The organism is Streptomyces sp. WAC06614 (assembly GCF_003949795.1).
In the GTDB taxonomy this organism is placed as follows: domain Bacteria; phylum Actinomycetota; class Actinomycetes; order Streptomycetales; family Streptomycetaceae; genus Streptomyces.
In genome coordinates this window covers 1-24,727 of record NZ_RPRY01000085.1, presented here as the reverse complement: position 1 = coordinate 24,727, position 24,727 = coordinate 1, and the positions used below count along the sequence as shown (strand labels likewise).

Here is a 24,727-nt window from a genome sequence, read left to right as displayed (position 1 = left end):
GGCGCGACCCCGTCGCCCACCACCACCAACGACACCAACCCCTGGGACTGACCGCAGCACGCCGACGTCAGACCCCGGCGGCACCTCCGCCGCCGGCGCACGCCCCCCGCACGCAGGGCCGGCCCCGTGGACACCCCGGGCCGTACGCCACGCCGCGCAGCGGCCCTCGGCGGACACCCCGCCGACCGCCGCCCTACGGAGCCGCGGGCAGCACCCGCTCCGAGGCCGAGGCCCCCGCCGCATCGAGCATCCGCTGCGCCTCCGCCAGCTCCGGGCCCATGCGCCGTTCGCGCAACGCCCGCACCGCCGTCTCCAGCAGGTCCCGTACGCGCCCCGCGTCCTCCGCACCGCCGCTCGCCACCAGCAGCCGCGCCAGGTCCAGCCGGACCAGTGCCGCGCCACCGTGGTCCATCATCTGCTCACGCACCGTCAGGGCCTGGGTGTAGAAACCCCGTGCGGCATCGCCGCGACCCATCTCGACGTGGACGTTGCCCAGGTCGCGCAGCAGGTGCCCTTCCCCGATGACGTCCCCGCCGTCCCGGCACAGCTCCAGCACCTCGGTGAACGTCCGCACCGCACGCTCGTGTTCGCCGAGGCCCTGCTGCAACTGGCCCGCCCGGCGCAGGGTGCGCGCCTCGCCGCCGGTGTAACCCACCGAGCGGTAGATGCCGAGGGCCTCGTCCAGCCGGGACTGCGCCGCCGCGACCTGCCCGCGCCGCATCCAGATGTGTGCGCTCTGGGTCAGGACGATGGCCCGTCCCACCACGTCACCGACCTGGTCGAAGTCCCGTAGCGCCCGGTCGTACAAGGTCAGCGCCCGGTCCTCGTCGCCCCGCATCCGCTCCAGCAGCGCCAGGTCCCGGTGGCACAGGGCGAGCCCCTGGCGCTCGCCGAGCTCCTGGAACAGATCGAGGGCGGAGGTCAGGGCCGTCCGCGACTCGTCGTGCTGGCTGCGCCCCAGGTAGAGCACACCCAACGAGCTGAGCAGCGCGGCGGTCCCCCGGGTGTTGCCGGCCGCCCGGACGCAGGACAGCGCGAGCTGGTGCGTGCGCTCCCAGTCGTCGAAGTAGCCCTTGCCCTCGAACAGGGTCGCGAGGGTCGCGGCCAGGTCCCAGCACAGCTCGTCCATCCCGGCGTCGGCCGCGTGCTCGACGCACTGCACGAGGTTCGCGTGCTCGCTGTCCAGCCACTCCAGCGGATCGACGAGCAGGTCCTCCGTGCTGCTGTCCGGCGGCACCCAGCGCGGCGCCGACCCGTGCAGCACCGTGAAGTCACCGCCGTAGATGCGGCGGTGGGCCTGCTCGGCCAGGGACAACCACCCGCCGAGCATGCGCTGGAGGGCCTCCGTGCGGGCGGCCGGCTCGTCGTGCAGGGAGAGCTGCTCCCGGGCGAACACCCGGATGATCTCGTGGAAGCGGTAGCGGAACCCGCCCGTGGACTCCACCCCCACCACGTCCAGCATCTGTACGTCGACCAGCGGTTCCAGCAGGTCGGACGGGTACGGGCGACGATCGTCCAGCAGCGCTCCGGCGAGCCAGCCGGGCAGCGTGGCGCCCCGGGCCAGGCTCAGCAGCCGCAGCAGCCGCCGGTCCTCGCGCGCCAGCCCGTCGTGGGTGAGGGAGAGGCTGGCCCGCATGGTCATCTCGCCGTGCGTCAACTCGTCCAGCCGGTGCCGCTCGTTGGCCAGGCGCTGCACCATCGACGCCAGGCTCCAGTGCGGTCGGGCGGCGAGCCGGGCCGCGACGATCCGCAGTGCCAGGGGCAGCCCACCGACGGTGCGGATCAGCGCCTCCGCGGCGACCTGCTCGCGCCGCACCCGGTCCTCGCCGATCACCCGGACCAGCAGTTCCAGCGCCCGTTCCGTGCCCATCACGTCCAGCTCGACGCGGTGGGCCCCGGGCAGCCCGGTCAGCCGGACCCGGCTGGTGACCAGGACGGCGCACCGACTGCTGCCCGGCAGCAGCGGGCGGACCTGGCTCTCGGACGCGGCGTCGTCCAGCACCACGAGCACCCGCCGGGAGGCCAGCAGCGTGCGGTACATCTCGGCCCGCTCGTCCAGGGACTCCGGGATGACCGGCCCGGGAATGCCCAGCGCGCGCAGGAACCGGCCGAGGACCTCGGCGGAGGTGGCCGGGGTGCCGGTCGTACCGCGCAGGTCGCAGTACAACTGGCCGTCGGAGAAGGCATGTTCGCTGAGCCGGTGGGCGATGTGGGTGGCCAGGGTGGACTTGCCGGTGCCGGGCTTGCCGACGACGACGGCCAGCCCCACGGCACGGCGACCGTCCCCGAGCAGGGTCTGCTCGACCCCGGCGATCTGCTCCTCGTCCCCGACGAAGTCGGAGGTGTCGGCGGGAAGCTGCCGCGGGATCTCCTCACTCGCGGGCATCCCGGCAGTCATCCCGGCGGGCACTGCGGCAGCCCCGGCGTGCCCATGGACGGCGTACGCCCCGAGGGACCCGGGAGCGCCCGGCACTACGGGAGCTCCGGGCACGGCGGAGCCCCCCGACGCTCCCGGCCCTCCGGACACCCCTGCCGTCCCGAGCGGCGCGACCCCGTACCCGCCCGGCATCCCCGGCTGCGCCGCTGTCCCGGGTGTCCCCACTGCCCAAGGCGCCTCGACACGCTCGACCGTTCCGGCTCTCGCGAGCACCGCGGAACCACCGAGTGCCGCCGGCGCGCCGAGCGAGGTCTCGTCGCCCGAACGCCCGGCCCCCGGAGCGTGCGTCGCCGCGTCCGGGAAGCTCGCCGCCCCACTCGGGCCCCGGCCCTCGACGGCGCCCGTCGCGACCCCGACCCCGCCTCCGGCACCGGCCCGGGCGGCACCGGGGACGCCGGTCGTGCCGTGGCTCCGGGTGCCGGGTCCGGGGCCGGCGGCCGGTGGGACCTCGCCGGCCAGGATGGCCGCCTCCAGGCGGCGCAGCTCGGTGCCGGGCTCCAGCCCGAGCTCCTCCACCAGCAGCTCGCGCCCGACGCGGTACGTCTCCAGGGCCTCCGCCTGCCGGCCCGACCGGTACAGCGCCAGCATCAACTGCCCGCGCAGCCGCTCCCGCAGCGGGTGGATGCGGACCAACGTCTGGATCTCCGCTACGAGTTGGTGGTGCCGCGCGAGGTCGAGCTCCAGCTCGATGCGCGTCTCCGCCGCCGTCATCCGCTCCTCGTCGAGCTGGAGCGCCTTGCTGCGCAGGCTCTCGCTGGGCACGCCGCTCAGGCAGTCGCCCTCCCACAGCGCGTCCGCGGACCGCAGCAGTTCGGCGGCCGTGCCGAGGTCGCCCTGGCGGGCGGCCGTCCGGGCGTCGGCGACCCGTCGTGCGAAGAGCACGGCGTCCACGAGCTCGCCCTCGGTCCTGAGGACGTAGCCCGGGGGGCGGGTGGTGATGGCGGCGGCGACACCGGCCTTGGTGAACAGCTTGCGCAGCCGCGACACGCAGATCTGCACCTGCGTGCGGGCGGTGTCCGGCGGCTCGTCGTCCCAGATGAGGTCGACCAGATAGTCGGTGCTGACGACGCGGTCGGCCTCCAGCAGCAGCGCGGCCAGGATGACTTCCTGACGGCCGGGGGGCACCCGGGCAGGGCCGGCCGTGCCGATCACCGAGAGGGGGCCGAGGATCCGGAAGGCCACCGGAACCGGGGTGTGCAGAGCCCCGCCGGGCGAAACGATCATGAGTCTCCCAGCTGGAGCCGCGCCTGAGAAGGAGTGGAGCGCCGCCTCAGTCTTGCCGAACGATCACTCGTTGTCCATGGTGTGGAGATTTCGTGGCGACGAAGCGTCGTTGGCCTGATTTCGCTGTTGCTCCGGGAGGTCCGCAAGGCGCGTCCGTGCAGGCCGCAGGCCTGCGGCCGCCCCGATCCCGGCACTGCGGACCGGCCGCGGCGGGCCCGTGATAGAGGCGCGATAGCGGCGAGTTGCAGGGCTCTCCGAAGCTGGTCCCACCGCACGGAACAGAGCCGCACGAAAGGACCTCTCGATGGACAGCCGGCACGCCGGGCGGCGCACCCCGAGCCGCGTCGTCACCGATTCCGGGGCGGACCACGTCCGCCTCGCCTACCACTACCTCGACACGGGCGACCGCGACGGCTACGGCTCGCTGCTGGACACCGACGTCGACGCCGCCGCGCTCGGCCCGGACCTCGCACGTCCCCGCCCGCCCGGCAGCCGCCACCTGATCACCCGGATCGTCGCCGACGGCGACTGCGTGGTGGCGATGGGCCGCCTCGCTCCCCAACAGCACGATTTCGTCGATGTGTTCACCCTCTCCGCGGAAGGCATGCTCCGCACCTGTCGCCGCTACTACGGAGCCGGCCCCGCGCACTGAGCCCACGCGCCGAGTCCCACGCGCCGAGTCCCACGCGCCGAGTCCCACGCGCCGAGTCCCACGCGCCGAGTCCCACGCGCCGAGTCCCACGCGCCGAGTCCCACGCGCCGAGCCCCGCGCACCGAGCCCCGCCCGCCGACCTCACTCCTCGGTCCCGACGGCGACGGCGATCTTCCCGGCGGTCCGCCCCTCCGTCAGCACCGTCAACGCCTCCGGCACCTGCTCCAGCGGGAACACGGCGCCCACGGCCGGGCTGATCGAACCCGCGTCGACCAGCGCGGCCAGATCGTCCAGTCCGGCCCGTGCCTGCCGGCTCACCAGCATGGTCAGACGTTGCCGGGTGAACGGGGACAGCACGAGCGCACGGAACTGCCGGCCCAGGCCCAGCCAGTCGCCGTCGTCCTCGCCGCCCGCGACGACCAGCGTCCCGCGCGGCTCCAGCACGCTGCGCAGCCGCGCGACCGGAGTGCTCCCGGCGAGGTCCAGCACGAGGTCGTACCGCCGCCCGTCGGCGACTCCCACGCGGGTGAAGTCCTCGCGGGTGTAGTCGATCACGTGGTCCGCGCCGAGCGAGCGGACGAGGTCGGCCTTGGCGGGGCCGCACACCCCGGTGACCTCCGCGCCGAAGGCCTTGGCCAGCTGGACGGCGTACGTGCCGACCCCGCCCGAGGCCCCGGTGATCAGGACCCGCTGCCCGCTGCGCACCCGCCCCGCGTCCCTGAGCCCTTGCAGCGCGGTCAGCCCGGACACCGCGAGCACCGCCGCCTCCTCGAACCCCAGCCGGGCCGGCTTCGGAGCGATCCGGTCCGCGCGGGCCACCACGTACTCGGCGAACGCCCCGCGAGCCGTGCCGAAGACCGCGTCACCGACCGCGAATCCCGTCACCCCCGGGCCCAGCGCGGCCACCGTTCCCGCGACGTCCAGTCCGGCCGCCGGGTTGCGCGGCCGGCGCAGCCCCAGGGCCGCCCGCACCGCGTACGGGCGACCGGCCGCCAGGTGCCAGGTGCCCCGGTCGATCCCCGCCGCCCGTACCCGCAGGAGCACCTGCCCGGGGCCGGCCGCGGGCCGGGGCACCTCCGTCGGCCGCAGCACGTCCGACGCCGCCCCGTACCCCACTTGCCGGACCGCTCTCATCGCTACCGCCACTGCCCCTGCCCTTGCCATCGCGGGCCTCCGCCTCGCTCGGGGCCGGCCCCGGACGGCCGACCGTACTAAGTACGACTTACTTAGTACGGTACTCTGGGCGCACCGGTCAACCCGTTCGGCAGAAGGAGGAGGGCGGTGGCCCAGCGGCAGGTTCGGCTCACCCGCGCACGGGTCCTGGAGGAGGCGGTCGCGCTGGCGGACGAGGGCGGTGTCGCCGCGCTGACCATCAGGGCCCTGGCGGAACGCCTCGGCGTGAAGCCGATGTCCCTCTACCACCACGTGCCCCACAAGGAGGCCATCCTCGACGGCATCGTCGACGCGGTCTTCGCCGAGATGGAACTGCCCCCCGAGGACCTGGACTGGCGGTCCGCGCTGCACCGGCGGGCGCACAGTGCCCGCGCCGTCCTGGCCCGTCACCCGTGGGCCGCGGCCGTGCTGGAGTCGCGCGCCCACCCGGGCCCGGCCACCCTCCGCCACCACGACGCCGTCCTGGGCGTCCTGCGCCGCGGCGGCTTCCCGTACGCCCTCGCGGGTCACGCCTATTCCCTGCTGGACAGCTACGTCTACGGCTTCGCCCTCACCGAGGCGGCCCTGCCGTTCGCGCCGCAGGACGTGGAGGAGGCCGTCGGGGAGCTCCTGGAGGGCTTCCCGGCGGAGGACTACCCGAACCTGGTCGACTTCGCCCGGCACCACGTGATGCGGCCCGGGTACGCGTACGGCGCCGAGTTCGACTACGGCCTCGACCTCCTCCTCGACGGACTGGAGTCCCGCCTGGCCCAAGTCCGGCCGTAGGGTGGGCTGATGATGGACGTAAGAGACATGACCGAAGCCGATGTCGATGCGGTCTCCGGGATCCGTGTGCGGGGCTGGCAGGCCGCCTACGTCGGGCTCGTCCCGCAGGCGTACCTGGACGGCATGACCGTCGAGGACGACGCCCGGCTGCGCCGGGCCCGGTGCACCGACCCCGGCGCGACGGCGTGCGACCTGGTGGCCGACGACGGCAACGGCCCGCTGGGCTGGGCGAGTTACGGCCCCTACCGCGGCGAAGGCGTACCCGGCGGGGTCGGCGAGCTGTACGCCCTCTACGTCCGGCCCGACGTGATCGGCCAGGGCGTCGGCCGCACCCTGCTGGCAGCGGTCCAGCAGCGCGCCGTCCCGGCAGGCTTCGGCTCACTGGCCCTGTGGGTGCTCAGGGACAACACCCGGGCACGCCGCTTCTACGAGGCCGCCGGGTACACCGCCGACGGCGGCGAGCAGAGCGACGACTACGACGGCGTCGCGCTCACGGAGGTGCGCTACCGGCGCCCGCTGAAGTGACGGGGTGACGGGGTGACGGGGTGACGGGGTGACGGAGGGAACGGGGCCGGGGGCGCGGGGCTGAACGGGCCCGGCCCGCGGCCCGGTCCTGGCCGTCCCGCACCCGGCTCAGCAGCCCCCCGCCCTGCCCGGCCCGGGCGTGTCCGCCCCGTGGAGGCCGGTGCAGAGCAGGGCGAACGCCCGTAGCGCCGACGCGGCGAGGGTGTCGCGTGCCTGTTCGCGGGGTTCACCGGACATGATCCGGCGCCGGAGCTCGCGCAGGACGGCGCGGTGCGTTCCGGCCAGGGCGCCCGCCAGGAGGGCGGGCGGCGGCGGCCCGGCGGGGTCGCCCACGTCCGCTCGGCGCGGGGGATGGCCCGCCAGGGCGCCGGCCAGGGCGGCCTCGGCGCGCTCGCCGATCTCCCGTTCCCGGGCCCGCAGGGCGGGGCTTTGCTCGACGACCCGCCAGAACGCGTCCGCGCCCGGCTGGAGCCCGAGCACGGGGTCGTCCCGCCGGAGCGCGGACAGCAGGTCGTCGCGGACGGCCGCGACCGGGCAGGTGCCGGGCGTCCGTTCGCGGACGAGGGCCGCGAGGTGGTCCTCGGCCTCGGCCTGCCGGTCGAAGAACAAATCTTCCTTCGTCGTGAAGTAGTTGAACACCGTGTTGGTGGAGACACCGGCGTGTCGCGCCACCTCGGCGACCGTCACCTGGTCGAACCCGTGCTCCAGGAACAGCCCGAGCGCCGCGTCGGCGATGGCGGTCCGCGTCTGCTGCTTCTTGATCTCTCTGAGGCCCACCCCACAGATGATAGTGTCGCTGAAAATTTGGTGTGACCCCAAAAAGTGGGTCGCACCACTTCTCCATGAGGGGTGGCACCGTCATGTCCACGACCGGCAGCAGCACGCGCAGGACCCTGACCTTCGGCATCTACCCGGGCGCCCTGCTGGGCGACGACCAAGGGGTGGTCCACCCCGTCCGCCCGGACGACCCCGACCGCATCAACGCAGCGCTCGACGCACTCCAGGGCGAGGCGGCACCGCTGGTGGTGCGCGCCTACCGCTCGTTCGCCGTCACCGTCCCGGCCGACCGGACGCCGCCGACCCCCGCCGACCCGCAGGACTACCTGCGGCACGGCCGCACCCTCGACCTCGTGCTGCAGTTCCGCGAACCGTCCGGGGAACTGGTGGGCTGGACGGAGTTCGTCCGTGACGCGGTCCGCTCCGCCGGCCCGCGACTGGCATCGGTGCAGATCTGCGAGGAGCCGAACGCCGACCTGCCCTCGGTCGACGGCAGCCTCCCCCACGTCATGGACGCGCTGGTCGAAGGGGTCGTCGCCGCCAAGCAGGAGGCCCGGGCCCTCGGCCGCCCCGTGGCGGTCGGCTTCAACGCCGTGCCGACCTTCGACCCGGCCGACACCTTCTGGCCGACCCTCGGCGCCCGGGCCGACGCGCGGTTCCGGCAGAGCCTGGACTACGTGGGTCTGGACTTCTTCCCGGACGTGTTCCGGCCCATCGCCGAGGACCAGCTCGCCGCCGCCGTCACCGCCGTCCTCACCGCGTTCCGTCGCACCAGCCTGCCGCAGGCCGGTATCGCGGACACCGTCCCGGTCCGCGTGTGCGAGAACGGCTGGCCCACCGGCCCCGGCCGCCCCGAGCAGCGTCAGTGCACCGCGCTGGACACGGTCGTGCGCACCACCGCCGCACTCGCCGACGAGCTCAACATCGACGGCTATTCCTTCTTCGCGCTACGGGACGCCGACAGCGCCGCCGACGGGCTGTTCCACCACTTCGGCCTCCTGCGCGACGACTACACGCCCAAGCCCGCCTTCACCACGTACCGTCGGCTCGTCCAGGACCTCGGCCGCCGTCCGCACGGCGCGGGGTGACAGGCCGACGCAACGAACGAACGACTGTGCGGCCCGGCAAGCGGGCCGCACAGCGTGTACGGATGTGCAGTGTGCATCAGGCTGATCGATCAGCCGCAGTCGTCGTAGCCTCCGCCCCAGTCGTCATCGTCGTCGTACCAGCCGCCGTGGCCGTATCCGTCGTCGTCCCAGCCTCCGCCGCTGACGTACGTCACCGGGTGGGTGGGGGCTGCTGCCGAGGCGGTGCCTGCGGCTCCCAGGGCGGCGCCACCAGCCATCAGAACGCCGATGGCGGACACTGCGAACAGTCGCCTCACGCTCAGTGCTTGCATGGTCTCAAAGCCCTTCTGACGTCTCACAATGTGTAGTGCGACTTTCTGCGAACCGAAATCTGCCCTGTGTCCCACGGGAGGGAATCCACGCGGGGTCATGTCTTGGTCGCTCGGAGTGTCGCGAAGGCGCTCGTGCCGACTCGGCGGCCCGGGCGGCCTTTCTTCGGCCCCGGGTCTCATCGGCAGTCAGGAATCCTGCCGGCCCTCGCGTCGGGTGGGTCACTCAAGACTGAAGGCGATTTCCTGTAAGGCAATTTCCGCAGCAGTGACCAACACCTGCATCTGACGTCAAGCATACGCCCGGACCTTCGGCCTGTCGCGGCCAGCGGGCGGACACCCCCAGGTCAGCCGCCCGCATCCACCGTCTCCCACAGGGGCGTTGTCAGTGGTGGCCGGTAGCGTCGGGGGTGTTGGAAGGGCCGATCCTCGACAGGAGTGGACGATGACCGAGAGCTTTGTGCTGCCCGCGCTCCGGGTGGTGCTGACCGATGTCAACGAGCGTGTGGTGCAGGCGTGGCGGGCCGCCTTCGCCGACACCCCCGGCATCGAGATCCGCAAAGGCTCGATCCTCGACGAGGACGTCGACGCGTGGGTCACTCCGACGAATTCCCTGGGCCGTATGGACGGAGGTGTCGACGCCGTCATCAAGCGGCACTTGGGGGCGGGCATCCAGCTGCGCGTGCAGCGGGCGATCCGCGACCGCTTCGCCGGGACCCTCCCCGTGGGAAGCGCCGTGTGCGTACCGTCCGGCGCCACCGCCCCGCGGTTCCTGATATCGACGCCGACCATGGTGCAGTCCTCGCAGAACGTGCGCGACACGCTGAACGTGGCCCTGGCGTGCGCCGCCGCGTTCCAGGCGGTCCACCGGCAGAACCGGAAGGCGCCGGGCAGCATCCGCTCGGTCGCGCTGGTCGGCATGGGCGCGCAGACCGGCCGGGTACCGGCCCGGGTCTGCGCCAACCTGATGTGGACCGGTTACACGCTCTTCCACGACCACTGGTTCGAGGACGACGACGAGCTGCGGGCCACCGTCACCGCCCAGTTGGAGGGCATCGAGCACCGGCCGGACACCCAGCGGGTGCGCATCGTGCCGCCGAAAGGGCATTCCTTTCGTCGCTGACCCCGCCTGCGCCGCCGACCCCGCCGATCCGGCAGACTCCGCCGACTCCGCCGACTCCGCCGACACCACGCCCACGACCGGGAGCCCGCACTCCATGAGCGACACCTCCGCCGCCGACGCCGGCCAGACCCAGCCCGCCGCGCACGACCCGCACGACCCGCTGGGCCTCACCGAGCTCTTCCAGGGCGGCGGCGAACCGTGGCTCCCGCTGCTGAAGCCCGTCATCGAGGCACAGCCCGGCGCCGCCGGCTTCATCGGCCAGGGCCGCAGCCCGGAGGTCGTCCCGGTGCGCGAGCTGACGTTCCAGGCGCTCAAGCCGCACCCGCCGCACAAGTGGAAGGTCGTCGTCTTCGGACAGAACCCTTACCCCCGGCCGGAGAGCGCCACCGGCATCGCCATGTTCGACAACACCTTCAACGACTGGAAGGACAGCCAGTTCGGGCGGGTCGTCAGCATCCGCTGCATCATCAAGGCCGCGGCGATGTGGAAGTACGGCATCGCCAGGAAGACGCCCATCGCCGACGTCCGCGCCTTGCTCAAGGAGCAGGACACGGTCCAGCCGCCCGAGTGGTTCCAGGCGATGCTCACCCAGGGCGTCCTGCTGCTCAACGCCTCGCTCACCGCCAGTGCCGACGGGGCCCTGGGGGCCGACCGGCACACCGCCTTCTGGCGGCCCGTCGCCGAACGGATCGTCGAGGAGATCCTCAAGGCCAAGCAGGACGCCGACGAGGAGGACCGCGGGGTCGTCTTCGCCTGGTGGGGCGCCCACGCCCGCAGCCTCAAGAAGATCGTCGAGCGCCTCCAGAAGAAGTACCCGGACGTCGAGGTCCGCCACATCGACCACGCCAACCCGGCGGCGCAGGGCGACATCTTCTGCGAGGGCGACCACTTCGCCACGGTCAACGACGCCCTCGCGTCGCTGGGCGCCGACGCGATCGACTGGCTGCCGAGCAAGGGGTGGAACGAGACGGCGCAGCAGGCTTCCGGTGGCACCGACGGTGACGTCGCCGCGCGCATGGGCGCCTTCATCGCCTCGACCATGGAGTTGCACCAGCTCTATCTGGAGCGGCTCACCAGCGTCAAGGACGAAGGACTCGTCCTGCCCGCCATCACCGGGGTCTTCGACACCCCGCTGATGGACTTCCAGGCCGCCGTCGCCCCGGTCGCCGAGGTGCTGGCCGGGCTCGGCCGGCACATCGACCGGTCCCGCGAGTTCGGCAAGCGCCGGGCGGACGAGACGGCCACCGCCGCGGCCACCGCCGCGATCTCCGCACCCGGTACGGCCGCCGCCGCCCGAGGACTCTCCGCCGACGAGATCGCCGCGCTCTACCTCTACACCTGCGAATCCGCCTTCTACCGCGAGATCAACGCCGTCCTGCGCCACCCGGACCGGACCAAGGTCGTCCCCTACCTCCCGTACCTGCGCCTGCTGTTCTCGGCGGTCTCGGGCCTGCCCGCACGCACCCGGCCGCTGTGGCGAGGCGTCTCGCTCGACCTGCGGGCGCAGTACCCGGTCGGCCGTACGGTCACCTGGTGGGGCGTGTCCTCCTGCACCTCCGAGCTGAGCGTGGCCCGGTCCTTCCTCGGCAGCCGCGGCAAGCGGACCCTGTTCGAGGTGACGCCCGCCCGGGCCGTGGGGATCCGCCGCTTCTCCGCCTTCACCGGCGAGGAGGAGTACATCCTCGCACCGGGCACCCAGCTCACGGTGACGGACGTCACGACCGAACGCGGCGGCCTGTGCACCGTCCGGCTGACCGAATCGGAGGACGCCCCCCTGGTCTCCTGACCACCCGCCCCGCCCCTGCGGTTGCGCGCGGGCGCCGCTCCCCGAGCGGCGCCCGCCCCCGCGCGGTCAGTAGGTCTTGAGCTCGATGGCGTTGGCCGCACGCTGGATGGGCTCCAGGACCTTCGCCATCATCCGGTCCTGACCGGGCAGGTGCTGGAGCAGGCGCAGCATCAGCAGCGACATCCGGACCTGGGCGGGGCCGCCCATCACCATGCGCTTGACGTTGGCGGGGCCGAGCTTCTGGTTGGCCTCGGCGAAGGGACGCACGGTCCGCTCGTAGGCGGCGAGGCCGGCCGGGAGGTCGTCCGCCGCGGCGAGTTCCCCGGCCAGGACGTAGGCGCCGACCATGGCGAGGCTGGTGCCCTGCCCGGAGGCGGGGGAGGCGCAGTACGCCGCGTCGCCGACCAGCGTCACCCGGCCGGTGGACCACCGGTCCATGTGGACCTGGCTGAGCGAGTCGAAGGAGAAGTCCGGGGCGTCGGGCAGGGCTTCGAGGAAGCGCGGGACCTCCCAGCCCTCCGTGCCGTAGGCCTCGGCGAGCAGCCGCTGCTGCTCGGCCGTCCCGTGGCGGCCGCGGTCCTGGGGGCGCGAGGACCACAGGAACATGGCCTTGGCGCCGGTGTCCTGGGCGGTGGTGTAGGTGAGGGCGGTCCGGCCGGGGCCGACGTACGTCAGCTCCTCGCGGTCCAGGCCGAGGTGGTTGGGGACGCTGAAGATGGAGACGTGGTAGCCCATCTCGTGGAGGAAGTCCTCTTCGGGGCCGAAGGCGAGGGCCCGGGTGCGCGAGTGCAGCCCGTCGGCGCCGACCACCAGGTCGAAGGTCTCGGTCCGGCCGCTCTCGAACGTGACCCGCACCCCGTCGGGGCCCTGCTCCAACTCGGCGACGGAGTCGCCGAAGCGGTAGTCGACCTTGTCCTTGGTGAGGTCGTACAGGATGCGGGTCAGGTCGCCGCGCATGATCTCCGCGTCGCCGTGGACGCGGCCGCCGAAGCTGTCCGCGTCCATGCTCTTGACCCGGTTGCCCCGGGCGTCCACGACGGCCGCGTCGCGCACGTCCGTACGGTGGCGGCGAATCTCCTCGAGGACGCCCGTCCGGTCCGCCACCGTGAGCGCCGCACCGCGCAGATCGATCTTGTAGCCGCCGGGGCGCACGCCGGGGGCCTTCTCGACCACCACGGGCGTGAAACCGTGCTGCAGCAGCCAGTACGCGAGGGTGGTACCGGCGACGCTCGCTCCGGACACGAGGACGGTCTGACGCTGCATGTCTGTCTCCCCCTGAAGGCGCCGGGCCGCCGACCGGGCCACCGCGGCCCGGTTCCGCTGCGCGGCCCGATCTCGTGTGCCTCACACTAGCCGGATTCATACGACCGTTCAATACGACCGTCTAAAACAATTGTATAGACGGCCGTCGAGGGGTGGCGGCCTAGCATGGGAACATGAGTGCGAATGACGACGGGGCGAGACCGGCCCTCCACTCCGGACTGACCGGTACGGAGCTCCTGCGGTGGTACTGGACCCTGGCCGAACTCACCGGCCTCGCCCGCACGATGGGTGTCCCGACGGGCGGCGGCAAGGAGGCCGTGACCCGTCGCCTGGCCGCCGCGCTCGACGGTCGGCCGCTCCCCGAGGAGCCGGAACGGCCCCGGCGCGCCGGGCGGCAACTGACCGCCCCGGTGGACGGTTCGTCGGTCATCCCCGAGGGGCAGCGCTGCAGCCAGGTCCTCCGCGCCTACTTCGCCCAGGAGATCGGCCCGGCCTTCCACTTCGACGCGCACATGCGCGCGTACATCGCCGAACAGGCCGGCCGGACCCTCGCGGAGGCGGTGACCCACTGGCACGCCACCCGCGCGGAGGCCGCCCGGCCCCAGGAGATCGGCGCCCAGTTCGAACTGAACCGCTTCCTGCGGGCCTGGCACGCCGACCACCCCTCCGGCACCCGCGCCGAGGCCATGGCCGCGTGGCAGGAGCACCGGTCACGGCCGCGGCCCGTCCAGGAGCAGCCCGTTCAGTGACCCGTGCCCAGCCGGTGCCCCCGTCCGGCGGCGGCGTCGAGCAGGACCTCGGCCAGTGGCCCGGGCGTGGAGAGCATCGGGTAGTGGCCGGTGGCGAGTTCGAAGAAGGTGACCTTCCGGTCCGCGGCATCCGCCAGGACCGGGTCGCCGGCCGCGTACGCCGCCTCGATCCCGGCGACCGACACCCCGCTCCCGGTGCACAGGACGGCCGTGGCGGGCAGCCGCCCCACCGCCCCGGTCAACGCGACCGGCTCGGTGAAGCACCGGTACGGGTGGGCGGCGGCCAGCCGCGCCAGCCGGGCCCGGGCCGCCTCGTCCAGCCCGTCCAGGCTGCCCCACCACTCGGGCCGGTCGGTGGGCTGCGGCGGGTACAGCCAGCCGTCGCCCTGCCCGGCCACGATCTCCTGCACGGCCGCCCGGCGCGCCTCGTCCATGAAGCTGCCCGCCACCGTGTCGCCGTCCTGCGGTACGCCCGTGTCGAGGTGGACCACGCGTCCGATGCGCCCGGGACGCCGGTCGGCGGCACCCACCACGGGGAAGATGCCGTAGCTGTGACCGACGAGGACCGCGTCGGACACCTCCTCGTGGTCGATGACCTGGACCACGTCCGCCACGTGCGTGCCCAGCCCGACGCCGGGGTGGGCGAGGTGGCGCCGGTCCCCGAGTCCCGTCAGGGTGACCGGCACGGCACGGTGTCCCCGGCGCACCAGCTCGTGCGCCACGTCGCGCCACGCCCAGCCGCCCAGCCAGCCGCCCGCCACCAGGATGAAGTCCGCCATCGCACAGCCCCTCTCGTCGACTTGCCGTGAGCACCCAGCACATCCGCTCGCGGCGGGTCTCGACAACGCCACGGCCGGACAGGCGGAAGTCGGCCAGGGCGTGCGAACGGCCGCCGGGCGCGGCCGGCTGCGGCCCGGGAGGCCCGGCCGCTACCGGGGCTCGGTCGCGAGCTGGATCAGATTGCCGCAGGTGTCGTCCAGGACGGCCGTGGTGACCGGGCCCGTCTCCGTCGGCTCCTGCGTGAACCGGACACCGAGCGCACGCAGGCGCGCGTACTCCGCGTGCACGTCCTCGACGGCGAACTGGGCGAGGGGGATGCCGTCCTGGACGAGCGCGTCACGGTAGGGCTTGACGGCCGGGTGGCCGGCGGGCTCCAGGAGGAGTTCGACGCCGTCGGGATCCTCGGGGGAGACGACGGTCAGCCAGCGGTCCGACCCGCCCACCGGCACGTCGTGCTTCACCACGAAACCGAGCACCTCGGTGTAGAAACGCAGGGCCTTGGCCTGGTCGTCGACGAAGACGCTGGTCAGGTGGATCTTCATGGAACAGCTCTCCTGTGGTGCGCAGAGGAAGGAACCGGTACCGCCAGACGGAAGAGGTCTGTGCGCCGTGCCCGAGCAACCTACCGCCGGACACCCGTCCCCGCCCCGCAGGCCGCACGTCGTCGTGGCCCGGGGATGCGCCGGCGGCATGGGCGTGCTGGACCGGCCGGTCCTCGCGACGGCCCCTCGACCGGACCCACGGCACGGGCGGTGCAGTGCGCAGGGGCCGCAGCCGGCGTGTGCGGCTGCGGCCCCGTACGGTGCGTGCCGGTGGCCGGTGCTCGGCCGGTGGCTCGGGAGGATGCGGTCAGGACGGTGCGGTCAGGACGGTGGTCAGCGCAGCACCGGGATCGCGTCGCGCGTCTCGTCGACCCCGACGGTCGCGGAGAACGCGGACTCCGCGGAGGCCGCCGGGCCGCTCGTACGGCGGCCCAGCGCCTCCGGCGGCGCCTCGTCCGCGCAGACCGTGCCCCGGGCGGGCAGCGCCAGCGTGGCCAGGTAGGCCGAGGCCAAGGAGCTGACGCAGGCGCTCCGGTTGTACGCGGTGTGGCCCTCGCCGGCGAAGGTCACCAGGTGGCCGTTGTCCAGGGTCCGGGCCAGGGCGACGGCGTCCTGGTACGGGGTGTCGGGGTCCCCGGTGGTGCCGAGGACCAGGATCGGGGCGGAACCGGCCGCCCGGTAGGAGCCGTCGTAGCGGCTCGGCCGCTCCGCCTGCCACTGCGCACAGGTGGGCGCGTGGTTGTGGTCGTACGTGGGCGGGCCGAAGCCGATGGGCGCGCCCAGCAGCGGCGCGGCCGCGACATGGGCGCTGACCACCGGACCCAGCAGCCGGGCACCGGCCGGATAGACGCGATCGGCGCACTCCACGGCCAGATTGACGTTGAGGAAGTCGAACGAGGCCGGAGAGGGCGGGTTGAGCAGGAACGAGGGCTGGCGGGCCTGGGCCGCCCGCAGGGCCTGGCCCAGGGCCGGCCAGATCTCCTTGCCCCCGTTGATGTTGAACATCAGCCGGTAGGCGAGGGTGTAGCCGGTGGCCGGGCGTCCGCTCGCGGTGACGACGGGGTGCGCGTCCAGATCCCGCTTGAGCCGGTCGAAGGCCTCCCGCGGACGCCCGTCGCCGAAGCCGCAGGCGGCGGAGGACTGCGCGCACCAGTCCAGGAACCGGCCGACCGCCGCGTCCAGCGCCACGAACTGGGCGCCGTCGTACGCGTACGGCGCATCGGCGTACTTCTGCGGGTCGTAGGCCCCGTCGAGGACCATCGCCCGGACCCGCCGGGGGAACTGGGCGGCGTAGACCGTGCCGACGTAACTGCCGAAGGAGCGACCGTAGAACGAGAGCTGCTCCTCACCGAGGGCCCGGCGGAGCAGGTCGATGTCCTTGGCGTTGGAACCGGTCCCGATGAACGGCACGAGGTCACCGGCCCGCTGCCGGCAGGCGGCGGCGAACTCGCGCCCCTGCCCGATGGCTCCGTGCAGGGCGCCCTGGTCGGGCACGCCCCGCGCGGCGTCGACGGCCGCTGCGTACTCGGCGTCGTTCCAGCACTCCACCTGTCCGCTGCGCCCCACGCCGCGCATGTCGTAGCCGACGACGTCGAAGGAGTCCCGGAGGGCGGCGGGCAGCGCGGCGTAGCTGTTGCGGGCGAAGTCCACACCGGAGTTCCCGGGACCACCGGGGTGCAGCAGCAGGACGCCGGTGCGACGGGCCGGGTCGGCCGCGAGCCGCCGGGTGACCGCGAGCGGGATCGTGCGCCCGGCGGGCTGACGATGGTCCAGCGGAACCTGGACGGTCGCACACTGGAAGCCGTCCCCGCGGTCGTCGGCGCAGGGCCCCCAGACCGGGACGGGCACGGGCGGGGCGCCGACGGCCGGTGCGGCGCGCACGGTTGCCCCGGCGGTCCCGGGCGCGACACCCAGGAGCGCGGTGACCGCGACCAGGGCGAGGGACGTCCCCCGCACCACTCTGCGCCGGAGTGCGGCCGAAGTGCGGTGGAATATAAGGGACTTCATACGTGATCCTCTGGCGACGCCGGCGACGGCCGGCGGGGCGGGGTGGGGTGGGAGGGGAGCGGGAAGGGAACGGAAGGGGCGGAGCGACAAGGTACGCGCCGTCCGCCGGTCGTGTCGGCCCACCAGGAGGTGAAGCCGAAGCACCACCAGGGGCGGTCTCCTCCTACGACGCCGGTTGTACGCCCCAGGGTTCAGCCCCGCCGCGGTCGGCCGAGCGGGCGGGCGGGCAGGAGGAGACGAGCCGGAGCCTACTGCCGGGCTGCCGCCGTGCCGGCCAGGCGGGACAGGGCGGCGGGGAGTTCGGCGCGGCGGCGGATGGCGAGCTTGCGGTAGGCGTTCGTCAGGTGGGTCTCGACGGTGCGGCGGGCGAGGTGGAGGAGGTCGCCGATCTCGGCGTTGGTGCGTCCGCTCGCGGCCAGGACGGCGATCCGCCGCTCACTGTCCGTCAGCGCGTCGGGCCCGGTGCGCGGGCTCTCGGTACGGCGGGCACCCCCCTCCTGCAGGGCCTCCGCGGCGATGCCGCGCAGGCGCCGGGCGCCGGTGCGTTCGGCGCGTTCGGCCGCTTCGCGCAGCGGCTCGCGGGCCCGTGCGCGCTCCCCGGCGGCGGCGAGCCGGCGCCCCTGGGCGATCAGGGCCCGGAGCAGCTCCGGTTCGGCCGGCGTGTCCCGCAGCAGCCGGACGGCCTGCTCGGCCAGCTCCAGCCCGCGCAGGCCCCCGGTCGCGGCGCCCAGGACACGCAGACAACGCCCCAGCAGCCGGGGGGTGTTCCAGACCCGGGCCAGGCGCAGCTCCTCCTCGGCCAGAGCCAGCGCCTCCTCCGGACGGCCCAGGGCGAGCCGGCACTCGGCCGCCGCGGTCCGCCAGGGGGTGACCACCGGACTGACCACGGCACGCGCGGACTGGAGCCGGCCGCACTCCAGGAAGTCCTCCAGGGCGCCGGCCGGGTCGTCGGACGCGGCACGCAGCCGGCCACGCGCGTAGAGCAGCAGGGGCGACTGCGGGGCGCCGGGCGCGTCGTGCGCCGTGGCGGCGGCGACCAGCGCCGCGGCCCGGTCCGTCCGGCCGGTCTCGGTCAGTGCGAGGACGGCGAGGGCCTGTACGTGGTCCGGCGCCCGGCCGTCGCCGGGCGTGGCGAGGAGCCGGCGGACCGCGGGCTCGGCGAGCAGCTCGGGGTAGGCGCCGCGTGCGGCGGCGAGGTCCGCGCGGACCTCCCGCAGGGCCGGCTGGGCGGGGTGCAGGACGCGGGGACCCGCCCCGGCGAGCCCCCGTTCCGCAAGGCGCTCGGCCTCGTCCAGCGCGTCGGACCAGAGGGCCACGGAGGCGGCAGCACTCAGCAGAATCGATTCCTCAAGCGGGTCGGAAGGCTCCACCAGCAGGGCCCGGACCCGTTCCATGGCGCGCTGCGCCGAGAGCAGGCCGGCCAGGGCGTCGTAGCGGATGAGCAGCGCCCGTCCGGCGGCTCCCACCGCGCCGGGTGCGCGTGCGGCCATGGCGCGCAGCCGGCCGTACACCTCCTGCCGCATGGTCTCGTCCCGGTCCGCGAGCAGCGCCGAGGCGCTGCGCAGGACGCCGATCAACTCCTGATGCTCGGTCAGCCGGTCGTCCAGGGAGTCCAGTACGCCCACGGCGGTCCGCACCTCGCCGCGCCCGGCCAGCGCCGTCCCCAGCGCCAGCGCGGCACGCACCAGGTCCCGCGGCTCCCGGGCCAGCCGGACCGCCTCGATCAGCCGGGGGATGCCCGTGGCCGGTCGGTCCGCAGCGTACTCCAGGGAGCCCAGTTCGATCAGGACGGCGGACCGGCGTACGGGCGGCAGCTCCTCGTCGAGCGCGCGCCGCAGGAACGCGAGGGCCTCGTCGGTCCGGCCCGCCCGCGCCGCGCCGCCCCCGGCGTCCAGCAGGACGTCCGCGGCCCAGGGCCCGACGGGCGCCGAGGCCCGCAACAGCTGGCCGGCCACGGTCCGGGCGCAGTACCCCCGGCCGAGCATCGCCTCGGCCGCCCGGCCGTGTGCGGCCTTCCGCCGGGCGCCCGGCCAGGAGCTCAGCACCGCGTCCCGCAGCACCGGATGGGCATAGCGGGTGCGGCCGTCCGGGCCCTGGCGGAGCATCCCCAGGCGGGTCATGGCGGTGAGCCAGCCCTCCGCCCGGGCCGGGTCGACGCCCGTCATCCCGGCGAGCAGCGCGGCGTCACCGCCGAGGCAGGCGGAACGGTCGCGGCGGCCCTCGCGCCCCTCACCGGCACCGTCGCCGCCCTCACCGTCACCGTCCCGGCCCTCACCGTCCCGGCCGGGGCCGGGGCTGTCGACGTCGCCCGTGTCGTCGCTGACGACGGCCAGGGCCCGGGCGAGGTCCGCCGTGGCGGTCCCCGCACTCTCCAGCCACCACGAGACGGCCGCAGGGTACGTCCCCGGATACAGCGCCGCGCAGGAATCGGGGACCGGTACCCGCACGGGCGCGGGCTCGGGCACCTGCGGCGGTACGGGCGCCTGCCGGGCGGTGCCTTCGCGGTCCGTGGTCTGCGGTGCCCGCAGATCGTCCAGCAGGGCGTGCAGCAGCAGCGGGTTGCCGGCCGTGGCCCGTACGACCTCGTCCACCCAGGCCTGCTCGGGTACCGGACCGACGACCGAACGCACCAGCCGCTCCGCCCCGTTCCGGCTGAGCGGCGCCAGCGTGTGGGTGCGCACGAGGTCGGGCGGCAGGGCGTGCGCCAGGCCTGCCGCGGGCGGTTCGACGTCGTACTGGCTGCGCTCGGTGGCCACCAGCAGCACCGGCAGCCGGTCCACCAGCCGGGCCGCACCGACGAGCCAGCCGCGCGAGCGTTCGTCGGCGAGGTGGACGTCGTCCACGGCCAGCAACAGCGGTCCCTCCTCGGTCAGTTCGAGCAGGGAGTGCCACAGCCGGGTGGCCCGCTCGTGGTCGGAGCCCGCATCGACGTCCCCCGGGTCCGGTGAACCCGGAGCGGGGGAGGAGCATTTCGACTCCCAAGCGAACAACTGGTTAACGGCAGCGAAGGGCGCGAGCGGATCCGGTGCGCAGCGGGCCCGCAGCACCAGCATCCCCTTGGCCGCCGCGCGCCGTGCTACGGCTTCCAGCACCGCTGTGCGGCCGGTCCCGGTCGCGCCGCGCAGCAGCACCAGACGACCGGAACCGAAGCGTGCGCGCTCGGCCTCGGCGGCGACCAGATCCAGCACTTCGCCGCGTTCGTGGAGCGCTTCCCTCACGGACATCCCTCTCCTGCCCTCGTGGGCCGTCTCGTGGTACTCCACGATTGTCCGTCGCGTGCGGAGTGAACAAGGCTGATCGGCGTCCGCATGTCATGGACTTCACAGCGACGACACGCGGGACGCATCCGAAGGGGGTTCCTTGAGCAGTTCATTCCGCACCGCAAACGCCGGACCCGTCGGTTCCGGCGGCTCCGCCGGACCGGCGGGGGACGGACCGACGGCGGATCCCGCGCCCCTGCACCGGGTCCGGGTCGTGGTCCACGCCTCCGACCCGATCTCCCGAGCGGGAGCGGTCAGCCAACTCGGCCGGCACCCCGTGATCGACCTCCGCGACGAGCCGGAGACGGGGCCGGGGACCGTGGCCGTGCTGATCGAGGACACGCCGGACGAGAAGACCGTCGCACGGCTGCGCCGGGTGGTCCGCGGCGAAGGGGCCCACGCCGTCCTCGTGGTCCGGGCCGTCCGGGAGGCCGAGCTCCTCGACGTGATCGAGTGCGGGGTCGGGGCCGTCGTCTGGCGCCACGAAGCCGGCCCGCACCGCCTGCTGCAGGCCGTCCTCGCGGCCTCCCGGGGAGAGGGCGACCTCCCCGCCGACCTGCTCGGCCGGCTGCTCGGACAGGTGGGACGGCTCCAGCGCTCCGCCGCCGGACGGACCGGCGCACCCGTGACGGGACTGACCGCCCGCGAGGCGGACGTGCTGCGCCTGGTCGCGGACGGGCTGGACACCTCCGAGATCGGCGCGAAGCTGGCCTACTCCGAACGCACCGTCAAGAACGTGATGCACGGCCTCACCACCCGCCTGTACCTGCGCAACCGGGCCCACGCCGTGGCCTACGCGCTGCGCGAGGGCTACATCTGACCCCGATCCACCACCTCGGCGCTCCAGCCGTGAACACCCCCAGTTGATCCATGACATCGGCACACCGGCGGAACCGCCGGTCGGCACTTCAGGCAAGGCGGTAGCACGACAGTGATCCACGAGGTGGACGAGATCCTCGAAAGACTGCTGAACGGCGGGGCACTGGCCGGATCCGGGATCGAGGTGGCCTTCGAGGCCCCGACCCGGGACTGGGCCGCCCGGCGCGGCAGTACCGCCGTCAACGCCTATCTGTACGACATCCGCGAGGACGTGAGCCGTCGCCACCGCGGCACCGTGCCGGTCGCCGACGACCGTGGCGCCGTACTGAAGCGTCGTCAACCCCCGCGCTGGTTCCGGCTGTCCTACCTGGTGACGGCCTGGACGAAGCAGCCCAAGGACGAACACCGGCTGCTCTCGGCCGTACTGGCCACCCTGCTGCCGCGCGAAATGCTCCCGGCGTACGAACTCCCGCCCACGCTGCGCGCGCTGGGCATGTCGCTCCCCCTGAGCGTGGCCGGCATCCAGACCGAGTCCCGGTCCCTCGCGGAGATCTGGTCGGCGCTCGGCGGCGAACTCAAGCCGTCCTTGGACGTGGTGGTGACGGCGCCGTTCCCGGCGTACCCCGAGTACGACGCCGGACCGCCGGTCACCGAGGGTCTCGGTGTGCGCCTCCGCACGACCGACGGCAGCCTGGACGACTCGCCGGAGCGCCGGCACCGGCCCCGGCACCTGGCGTCGGCCCGTCCGCTCCGGGAGCAGGGGCAGGAGCAGCGGTGATCCGGCACGCCTCCGTCCCCGGCCGCACGGACCCGGACGCGGCCTCCGCCCTGCTCGACCGGCTGGGCCGGGTGCGTGAGCGGGTGGAGCTGCTGGTCGAGCACCGCAGCGCCGCCGATCCCACCGCCACCGACCCGCTGCGCGGTCTGTACCTCTCCTACGACGCCGTGCGGCACCTGCTGGACACCCCCGTCACGGACCCGTCCGCCCCCACCCGGGACCGGGCGATGTGGCAGGCCGCGGCCACGCGCGACGGCGACGGCGACGGCGACGGTGTCGGCGGCCGGGACGGCGACGGCGACCGGCTGGCGCGGCTCGCCGCCCGGCACGGACTCACCGACCTGGACGTCGGGCTGCTCCTGATCGCACTCGCCCCCGATGTCGACCGCTCCTTCGAGCCCCTGTACGGCTACCTCAACGACGACGTCAGCCGCCGCCGCGCCACCACCGGGCTGGCCCTGGACCTGTGCGGCCTGCCCGCCCACCGGGGAGCGGCGCGGGCCCGGTTCCATGCCTCGGCGCCCCTGTCCGCCCTCGGGCTGATCGACGTCGAGGAGCCCGAACGGCCCTTCCTCAGCCGCTCGTTGCGCGTCCCCGACCGGCTGGTCGCGCACCTCCTCGGCGACGACACGCCGGACGCCGCACTCGCCGGGCACCTGCTCCCGCTCGCCGCGACGCCCCCGGGCCCGTACGACGGGGAGTTCGCCCGCCGTCTCGGCGAGCGGCTCGCGGGGGACCCGTGCACCGTCTACCTGCGCGAACACCGCGAGGGGGACGGACTGGCCGCCGCCACCGCGGCCCTGACCGCTGCCGGGCTGGACGCCCTGCACGTCGGCGCCGCGGGCGCTGACATACCGGCCACGGAACTCCTGCGCGAGGCACGGCTGCGCGGCTGCGCCGTGGTCGTCTCCCAGGTGCCGGAGGAGCCGGGCCCGCTGCTGCGCACGCTGACCGCCGCCGCCCTCCCGGCGCTCTTCGTCGGCGCGCGCCCCTACGACCCCCGGTGGTGCGCACACGACCCGTTGGTACTGGAGGCCCCTCGGCTCCCGGCCGGCGCCGCGGCGGCCTGGTCGGCGGCACTCGACGACCCGGCGGCCGGCCCGGCCGGGCCCGGGGCGGCGTTCGACCTCGCCGCGACCGTGGCCCCGTACCGCCTGGGCGGGGACCGGATCGTGCGGGCCGCGCAGGCCGCCCGCCGCCTGGCCGCCTTCGACGGGACGCCCCTCACCGCCGCGCACGTACGACGCGCCGCCCGGCAGCAGTCGGCGTCCGGCCTGGAACGCCACGCCCGGCGCATCCGCCCCGACGTCGGCTGGGACGACCTCGTCCTCCCCGACAAGCCCTTGGCCCAGCTCCACGAGCTCGCCCTGCGCGCACGGCACCGCGACCGGGTCCTCGGGGACTGGCGGCTCAGCGCCGGCGGAGGCCGCGGCCGGGGCGTCCTCGGCCTCTTCGCAGGCGGCTCCGGCACCGGCAAGACGCTGTCGGCCGAGGTCGTCGCCGCCGAACTGGGCCTTGACCTCTACGTCGTCCAGCTCTCCTCGATCGTCGACAAGTACGTGGGCGAGACCGAGAAGAACCTGGAGCGGATCTTCACCGAGGCCGACCACACGGACGCCGTCCTCCTCTTCGACGAGGCCGACGCGGTCTTCGGCAAACGCTCCGAGGTCAAGGACTCCCACGACCGCTACGCCAACATGGAGAGCGCCTACCTGCTCCAGCGCCTCGAATCCTTCGACGGCATCGCCCTGCTGACGACCAATCTGCGGGCCAACATCGACGAGGCGTTCACCCGGCGGCTGGACCTGGTGGTCGACTTCCCGTTCCCCGACGCCCCGCAGCGCCTGGCGCTGTGGCGGCACAGCCTCGCCCGGGTGCCGTGCGCCGACGGTACCGATCCGGCCGTCTGCGCCCGCGACTTCGAGCTGGCCGGCGGCTCGATCCGCAGCGCCGTCGTCACCGCCGCCTACGCGGCGGCCGGCCGCGGCGAGGCCGTCACCGAGGCCGACCTGCTGGAGGGGGCCCGCCGCGAGTACCGCAAGGCGGGCCGCCTCGTCCCCGGCGAGGGCGGCTGGTAGGCGTACGGGCGCACGGGCGCGCCCGGGCGTCAGCCGAAGGGATGGGTGATCTGCCAGCTGTTCCGCTCGGTGGTGACGATCTGCCAGATGTCCTCGCCCTTGCGGCAGTCGTGGATCCGGAGGGCGAGCCGGGCGGGGTCGTTGCTGTTGCTGGGGCCCGTCCAGTCCAGGCACCTGCCGCTGCTGGTGTTGTTGCGGATCCAGTAGGTCTCGTCGTCCTGCTTCTCCAGCCACCACAGCTGGTTTCCGGCGGTGTTGCCGTTGCAGCCGAACATGACCACCGGGCTGCCGTGCGGCTTGTTGCCGAACCCGCCCCCCAGGTCCATGCAGTACTTGCTCTTGATGTTGCGGATCTGGAAGAGGGCGGCGCCGCCGGGCCCCGCGCTCGGGTGCACCAGCTCCAGGCTCCAGTACTGGTTGTCCTCGGGCTTGGGGTTGCAGGTGGCGGCGTTGACCGGACCGCCCCGTTCGCCCTGGTCGAGGCCCGGGATGTCGGCGCACGCCTTGACGGGGCGGAGCCGGAGCAGGACGTTGCTGACCGTGTGCGGCTGCGGCTTCTGCGCGCCGGACGACGGCTTCCCGCCGCCGCCCCC

20 protein-coding genes are annotated in these 24,727 nt (G+C 74.1%); 10 read left to right on the top strand and 10 right to left on the bottom strand.

The features are described 5' to 3' along the window. Positions 1 to 193 precede the first annotated feature (193 nt). Entirely contained in the window at positions 194 to 3,661 is a 3,468-nt protein-coding gene (locus EF918_RS14395; protein ID WP_260610192.1) for a BTAD domain-containing putative transcriptional regulator, read from the bottom strand. 304 nt (positions 3,662 to 3,965) lie between these two features. Here EF918_RS14395 and EF918_RS14385 point away from each other — a divergent pair, with 304 nt between their 5' ends. Next, positions 3,966 to 4,313 (top strand): nuclear transport factor 2 family protein, encoded by a 348-nt coding sequence (locus tag EF918_RS14385; protein WP_125645554.1) that lies wholly within the window; start codon positions 3,966 to 3,968, stop codon positions 4,311 to 4,313. A 141-nt stretch (positions 4,314 to 4,454) separates the two neighbouring features. Here the strand turns inward: EF918_RS14385 and EF918_RS14375 are convergent, their stop codons facing one another. After that, on the bottom strand, positions 4,455 to 5,405 hold the full coding sequence (locus EF918_RS14375; protein WP_312847831.1) for an NAD(P)-dependent alcohol dehydrogenase: 951 nt from the start codon (positions 5,403 to 5,405) through the stop codon (positions 4,455 to 4,457). Between the two features lie 189 nt (positions 5,406 to 5,594). Between EF918_RS14375 and EF918_RS14370 the strand changes: the two genes are divergently transcribed. Both EF918_RS14370 and EF918_RS14365 read left to right on the top strand, forming a co-directional pair. Next, positions 5,595 to 6,251: a TetR/AcrR family transcriptional regulator gene (locus tag EF918_RS14370; protein WP_125645548.1), complete on the top strand. Its 657-nt coding sequence runs from the start codon at positions 5,595 to 5,597 to the stop codon at positions 6,249 to 6,251. Positions 6,252 to 6,278: 27 nt separating this feature from the next. Next, positions 6,279 to 6,776: a GNAT family N-acetyltransferase gene (locus EF918_RS14365; RefSeq protein ID WP_260610190.1), complete on the top strand. Its 498-nt coding sequence runs from the start codon at positions 6,279 to 6,281 to the stop codon at positions 6,774 to 6,776. Between the two features lie 108 nt (positions 6,777 to 6,884). On the opposite strand, the gene EF918_RS14360 is transcribed toward EF918_RS14365, so the two are convergent. After that, positions 6,885 to 7,553: a TetR/AcrR family transcriptional regulator gene (locus EF918_RS14360; protein WP_125645544.1), complete on the bottom strand. Its 669-nt coding sequence runs from the start codon at positions 7,551 to 7,553 to the stop codon at positions 6,885 to 6,887. A 65-nt stretch (positions 7,554 to 7,618) separates the two neighbouring features. Between EF918_RS14360 and EF918_RS14355 the strand changes: the two genes are divergently transcribed. After that, the gene (locus EF918_RS14355) at positions 7,619 to 8,641 is read left to right on the top strand and encodes a hypothetical protein (protein ID WP_260610189.1); all 1,023 of its coding nucleotides are present in this window, start codon (positions 7,619 to 7,621) and stop codon (positions 8,639 to 8,641) included. Positions 8,642 to 8,730: 89 nt separating this feature from the next. On the opposite strand, the gene EF918_RS14350 is transcribed toward EF918_RS14355, so the two are convergent. Next, entirely contained in the window at positions 8,731 to 8,937 is a 207-nt protein-coding gene (locus EF918_RS14350) for a hypothetical protein (protein WP_125645542.1), read from the bottom strand. A gap of 457 nt (positions 8,938 to 9,394) precedes the next feature. On the opposite strand from EF918_RS14350, the gene EF918_RS14345 reads away from it, so the two are divergent. Together EF918_RS14345 and EF918_RS14340 are read left to right on the top strand one after the other, a co-directional pair. After that, the gene (locus EF918_RS14345; RefSeq protein ID WP_125645540.1) at positions 9,395 to 10,072 is read left to right on the top strand and encodes a macro domain-containing protein; all 678 of its coding nucleotides are present in this window, start codon (positions 9,395 to 9,397) and stop codon (positions 10,070 to 10,072) included. A gap of 94 nt (positions 10,073 to 10,166) precedes the next feature. Then, entirely contained in the window at positions 10,167 to 11,858 is a 1,692-nt protein-coding gene (locus EF918_RS14340) for an ADP-ribosyltransferase domain-containing protein (RefSeq protein WP_125645538.1), read from the top strand. A 66-nt stretch (positions 11,859 to 11,924) separates the two neighbouring features. Here the strand turns inward: EF918_RS14340 and EF918_RS14335 are convergent, their stop codons facing one another. Beyond that, positions 11,925 to 13,121, bottom strand: coding sequence for an FAD-dependent monooxygenase (locus EF918_RS14335; RefSeq protein ID WP_125645536.1), 1,197 nt, complete (start codon positions 13,119 to 13,121; stop codon positions 11,925 to 11,927). A 173-nt stretch (positions 13,122 to 13,294) separates the two neighbouring features. Here EF918_RS14335 and EF918_RS14330 point away from each other — a divergent pair, with 173 nt between their 5' ends. Next, entirely contained in the window at positions 13,295 to 13,870 is a 576-nt protein-coding gene (locus tag EF918_RS14330; protein WP_125645534.1) for a DUF6434 domain-containing protein, read from the top strand. On the opposite strand, the gene EF918_RS14325 is transcribed toward EF918_RS14330, so the two are convergent. The 4 genes from EF918_RS14325 to EF918_RS14310 all read right to left on the bottom strand — a co-directional run bounded on the left by EF918_RS14325 (position 13,864) and on the right by EF918_RS14310 (position 20,417). Further along, positions 13,864 to 14,649, bottom strand: coding sequence for an alpha/beta fold hydrolase (locus EF918_RS14325; protein ID WP_125645532.1), 786 nt, complete (start codon positions 14,647 to 14,649; stop codon positions 13,864 to 13,866). The two genes, EF918_RS14330 and EF918_RS14325, sit on opposite strands and share 7 nt — an antisense overlap. 150 nt (positions 14,650 to 14,799) lie before the next feature. Next, positions 14,800 to 15,192, bottom strand: a complete 393-nt coding sequence (locus EF918_RS14320) for a VOC family protein (protein WP_125645530.1) — start codon at positions 15,190 to 15,192, stop codon at positions 14,800 to 14,802. Positions 15,193 to 15,525: 333 nt separating this feature from the next. Further along, complete coding sequence (locus EF918_RS14315; RefSeq protein ID WP_260610188.1) at positions 15,526 to 17,199, bottom strand: alpha/beta hydrolase; 1,674 nt, start codon at positions 17,197 to 17,199, stop codon at positions 15,526 to 15,528. A gap of 248 nt (positions 17,200 to 17,447) precedes the next feature. Beyond that, complete coding sequence (locus tag EF918_RS14310; RefSeq protein ID WP_260610187.1) at positions 17,448 to 20,417, bottom strand: LuxR family transcriptional regulator; 2,970 nt, start codon at positions 20,415 to 20,417, stop codon at positions 17,448 to 17,450. A gap of 238 nt (positions 20,418 to 20,655) precedes the next feature. Here EF918_RS14310 and EF918_RS14305 point away from each other — a divergent pair, with 238 nt between their 5' ends. The 3 genes from EF918_RS14305 (at position 20,656) to EF918_RS14295 (ending at position 24,134) form a co-directional block, all read left to right on the top strand. Beyond that, positions 20,656 to 21,279 (top strand): LuxR C-terminal-related transcriptional regulator, encoded by a 624-nt coding sequence (locus EF918_RS14305; protein ID WP_260610193.1) that lies wholly within the window; start codon positions 20,656 to 20,658, stop codon positions 21,277 to 21,279. A 111-nt stretch (positions 21,280 to 21,390) separates the two neighbouring features. Further along, the gene (locus EF918_RS14300; RefSeq protein WP_125645524.1) at positions 21,391 to 22,056 is read left to right on the top strand and encodes a DUF4255 domain-containing protein; all 666 of its coding nucleotides are present in this window, start codon (positions 21,391 to 21,393) and stop codon (positions 22,054 to 22,056) included. Next, complete coding sequence (locus EF918_RS14295) at positions 22,053 to 24,134, top strand: ATP-binding protein (RefSeq protein WP_125645522.1); 2,082 nt, start codon at positions 22,053 to 22,055, stop codon at positions 24,132 to 24,134. The genes EF918_RS14300 and EF918_RS14295 overlap by 4 nt, the downstream gene beginning before the upstream one ends. 29 nt (positions 24,135 to 24,163) lie before the next feature. Here the strand turns inward: EF918_RS14295 and EF918_RS14290 are convergent. Continuing rightward, positions 24,164 to 24,727: RICIN domain-containing protein (locus EF918_RS14290; RefSeq protein WP_148141230.1), on the bottom strand; the 564-nt coding region annotated here is incomplete at its 5' end.